Origin of the sequence: Comamonas sp. SY3, assembly GCF_041730275.1 — a bacterium.
In the GTDB taxonomy this organism is placed as follows: Bacteria; Pseudomonadota; Gammaproteobacteria; order Burkholderiales; family Burkholderiaceae_C; genus Comamonas; species Comamonas sediminis.
On the sequence record NZ_JBGTYN010000047.1, the window covers coordinates 1 to 4,022 of the forward strand.

Annotated in this window: 5 protein-coding genes; all 5 read left to right on the forward strand. The window is 60.2% G+C overall.

The features are described 5' to 3' along the window. Positions 1-179: 179 nt before the first annotated feature. On the forward strand, positions 180-533 hold the full coding sequence (locus tag ACCQ08_RS25880; protein WP_312835913.1) for a DUF3168 domain-containing protein: 354 nt from the start codon (positions 180-182) through the stop codon (positions 531-533). Between the two features lie 108 nt (positions 534-641). Beyond that, a complete protein-coding gene (locus ACCQ08_RS25885) occupies positions 642-1,283 on the forward strand; it encodes a phage tail protein (protein WP_312835912.1) in 642 nt (213 codons plus the stop codon). Positions 1,284-1,385: 102 nt separating this feature from the next. Further along, on the forward strand, positions 1,386-1,778 hold the full coding sequence (locus tag ACCQ08_RS25890; RefSeq protein ID WP_239808662.1) for a phage tail assembly chaperone: 393 nt from the start codon (positions 1,386-1,388) through the stop codon (positions 1,776-1,778). Between the two features lie 53 nt (positions 1,779-1,831). After that, positions 1,832-2,110: a DUF1799 domain-containing protein gene (locus ACCQ08_RS25895; RefSeq protein ID WP_373451371.1), complete on the forward strand. Its 279-nt coding sequence runs from the start codon at positions 1,832-1,834 to the stop codon at positions 2,108-2,110. An 87-nt stretch (positions 2,111-2,197) separates the two neighbouring features. Continuing rightward, the coding region (locus ACCQ08_RS25900) for a phage tail length tape measure family protein (RefSeq protein WP_373451372.1) at positions 2,198-4,022 on the forward strand (1,825 nt) is incomplete at its 3' end.

Genomic DNA, 4,022 nt, shown 5'->3' on the forward strand with positions numbered 1-4,022 from the left:
CGCCAAAACCAAAGCGCCGGGCATCACTTGCAGAGAAAGATGCCTATTACGTTCTGCGGCCAGGCGGCCCTAAACAGCATCCTGCGACCGCGTTCATGCGCAGCGCATCGAGCGCCATGCCGGCTGCTCTGGCTGCTGCACAAGACACGCTTATCGCACGCATCAAGAAGGGGTGAAAAGTGCTTGAAATTGATCTGCAGGCCGTCTTGAAGACTGTTTGCCCCCAGGTGTTCATGCGCGTTGCGCCATCGGGCACCAAAGGCCGCTACATCACCTGGCAGCACCTCGGCGGCGATCCGATCATCTTCTTGGACAACAGCCAGGGAGATAAGCGAAATGCGCAGATCCAGGTCAATGCGTATGACGGCACCGGCCTGGATGCGCTTCGGCTCCTGCAGGCTGCCCAAGCGGCACTGCTGGCGGCCAAGGATAAGTTCGCTGCGAGCCCGCTATCCGAGCCCATCACTGCACTCGATGACGCTGACGACGTACCAGGCTACCTGCAGTCTTACTCGATAACCGGGACGCGATAGCGACCCACCCAGACACCGGCTTAGGCCGGTTTTTTGTGCCCGTCATGGGCTGATCCCACCCGCAAAGCAATGGCCGAGCGGGTTTTTTCGTTCTTGAAAGGCCCAATTATGGCTATTCGTCTCCCTGACGGCGCAACCGTCGCAATCGCAACCGGCTACGGCGCGGTCAAAGCCGTAACCACCATCTCTAACGCCAGTCCGGCAGTGTTGACCTCTACGGCGCATGCGGTGCCCAACAACTCCTTCTTCGAGCTCAAGACGCCTTGGCAGAAGATCAGTGAGCGTATCTGGAAAGCTGCAAACGTGGCTGCCAATACTCTGGAGATTGCGGGCACCGACACCACTGACCTGAACCGCTTCCCAGCCAGCCCCACCGGCAGCACGCTGCGCGAGATCACAGCCTGGACGCAGATCTCCCAGATCCTGGATTACCAGACCTCGGGCGGCGACCAGCAATTCTGGACCGGCTCTTTCCTGGAAGATGACTATGAGCGCCAGTTGCCCACGGTGACCAGCGCCCAGTCCATCACCCTCGGCATCGGTGATGATCCGACGCTGGCTGGCTACCAAGCCCTGAAGGTGGCCGGCGAGCGCCGCGACATCCGCGCCCTGAAGGTGACCCTGCCTGATGGCTCGGTGCTGCTTTACAACGGCTACGTGTCGTTCAACGAGAGCCCAACTCTCACCAAGGGCCAGGTGATGCAGGTGACTGCAACCTTCTCCCTGCAAGGCCGTCCGGTCCGCTACTAATCGGCGGCAACCCTCTGCACCGACCCAGCCGCTTCGCTCCTTTCAGTGGGGCGGGCGGCTGGGCACGGGCTTCACTTTCCTCTCCACTGAAACGAACACATCATGGCAAAAATCGTACTGGGCAAGCGTCCCGAAACCATCACCGCATTTGTTGACATCCCGCTGATGAGCGGTGAGAAGGCCAAGGTCTCTTGCCAGTTCAAATACCGCACCCGCCAGGAGTTTGCCAAGTTCCTGGATGAGAACGCCGAGGCCAAGCCAGAAGTCGGCACGGACGGCGAGAAGATCACCTTCGAGAGCCTGGCCGTAAAGGGCATGGCATCCAATGCTGCCCGGGCCCTGGAATTCCTCAAGGGCTGGAATCTGGAGGATATCGAGCTGACCCAGGACAACCTGGCGCAGCTTTTCAACGAAGAGCCAGCCGCCGGCGCCGCGCTATGGGGCGCTTACCGTGCAGCTTGCACCGAGGGCTACCTGGGAAACTCCGAAGCGTAGCCCGGGCGAAGTACGAGGCGTCGCCCAGCGACGCAGAGCTGGCGGCCTTCGGCATGAAACGGTCGGACTATGCGCGAGACATTGTGCTGCTCTGGCCGGAGACTGAGCCAGTTTGGAGCCTCTGGGAGCAGATTCGCAACCAATGGCGCGCTGGCGCAGTCGGTGCCTACGCACTGGACTACAACGTGCTGTTCTACCGACTCGACCGTATGGGCTTGCCGCCAGACGAGCACCAAGACCTGTTTGACGGCATCCGGGTGATCGAGGCTGAAGTTCTGTCCATCTGGATGGAAGAGCGTGAGGCTGAAGAGAAGAAGCGGGCCAAGGCCTAGGCTTCTCGCGATTAGGTGTGACGCCATCAAGGCGTCTTTTCATTTTGGGCTCGCCTTTTGGCGGGCCTTTTCTATTGGTGGCGCAGCATGTCAACTGAAAACCAAAAATTCGGCTTCACTGTTGCTGCCGAGAACGAGGCCTCGCAGACCTTCCAGCAGATTGGCAATGACGCCGACAAGATGGCCGCCAAGGTCAACCAAGCCGGTCAGAAGGCCGCCGAGGGCGTGGGCGCCATTGGCGACGGTGCTGAGAATGCAGCGGAAAAGCTCACCCGCGCCGAGAGCCGCATCGCTTCTGCCATGCGCAAGGCCACCGAGGAAACTTTACAGGCCGCTCAGGCTGCCAAGAGCCTCTCGGGCAGCTTCGAGCTCAAGATGGATATGCGGGGCATGGATGCCTCGCGCCTGCAGCCTTACATCAAGGCTCTGCGCGATGCAGAGAGTGAGCTGTCGGTTTTCAAGGCTGCTGAGGCGGAGGTGGGCCGCCAGAACGTATTTGCTGAGAAGCACCGCCAAGCACAGCAGCTTGCGAAGTCGTCAGAGTATGTGCGCTTCTGGAATCAGGAATTGGACCGCATGGCGGCCGCTGAGAAGCGTGCGGCCAGTGAGAGCGCTTTTCTCAACTCGTTACGCGAGCAGTCGAGCGCCATCGGCAAGACCCGTGCCGATCTTCTGGAGCTGCAGGCGGCGCAACTGGGTGTTGCTACCCAAGCAGCGCCAATGATTGCAAAGCTGCGTGAGGCTGAGAGCGGAGTGGGGAAGGTTGGAATGAGTGCGGCTGCCATGAATGCCGCGCTGCGCAACGTGCCCGCCCAGTTCACCGATATTGTTGTGAGCTTGCAGGCCGGCCAGGCGCCGCTTACCGTGTTGCTGCAGCAGGGTGGCCAGCTTAAGGACATGTTTGGCGGCGCTGGCGCTGCAGCAAAGGCATTGGGCGGCTATGTGTTGGGCCTGGTGAATCCTTTCACTGTAGCAGCGGCTGCTGCTGCGACCCTGGGCCTTGCGTACTATCAAGGTCACCAAGAGCAGATTGCCTTTGTGAAGGCACTCACCCTGTCGGGCAATGCGGCAGGCGTGACCACCACACAACTGACGGAATATGCGCGCCAGATTGACGCCATTGTGGGTACTCAAGCGCAGGCGACTGCAGCGCTGGTGGCCTTCACACAGGCTGGTGTGACCGGTGCGGACCAGCTGCGAAAGTATGCGCAGACCGCTATCGAATGGGAAAAGGCCACCGGCCAGGCAGTGGGTGATACGGCAAAGCAATTTGCGGACTTGCAGAAAGACCCATTAAGTGCTGTCGTCAAGCTCAATGAGGGGATGAATTTCCTCACAGCTGATGTGTACGAGCAGATCAAGGCCCTCAACGATCAAGGCAAGTCTGCCCAGGCCTCAGCGGTGGCGATGGATGCGCTGGACAGCGCTATGCGCGATCGCAGCAAGACCATCAAGGAAAGCCTGGGATACCTAGAGCGTGCGTGGAACGCCATCAAGGGCGCTGCTGCTGACGCATGGGATGCAATGCTGAATGTGGGCCGCCCCAATACGATCAATGATCGACTGGGTGCTGTGCGCAAGGAGCTGAACTCGCTGATCGATCAGCAGGGCTGGGGCGAGACTGGGGGTGGAGCTGCAACCGGCCGCGTGACTGCGGAGACTAAGCGCCGCGTGCAGGAGCGGATCGAGGCACTGCGCGCTGAAGAGTGGCAGCTTGAGAATAATGCCGCGGCTGAGCAGATGAACGCCGCAGCGCAAGAGGTGTCCGCCAAAGCCACCCAGGCTTCGATCAAGTGGCAGGAGACGCTCGACCAGCATCTGACTAAGTCGGAAAAGCTGACTCGGGCTCTGGCTGCTGCTCGGGAGGAGTACAACAATAAGCTGTCATTCGTCCCCCAGGATGACCTCAAGA

What these genes read in the sequence shown, in the direction of transcription:
- ACCQ08_RS25895 (WP_373451371.1), top strand. Translation starts at nt 1,832, where the DNA reads ATGAAACGGTCGGACTATGCGCGAGACATTGTGCTGCTCTGGCCGGAG.
- ACCQ08_RS25890 (WP_239808662.1), top strand. Translation starts at nt 1,386, where the DNA reads ATGGCAAAAATCGTACTGGGCAAGCGTCCCGAAACCATCACCGCATTT.
- ACCQ08_RS25885 (WP_312835912.1), top strand. Translation starts at nt 642, where the DNA reads ATGGCTATTCGTCTCCCTGACGGCGCAACCGTCGCAATCGCAACCGGC.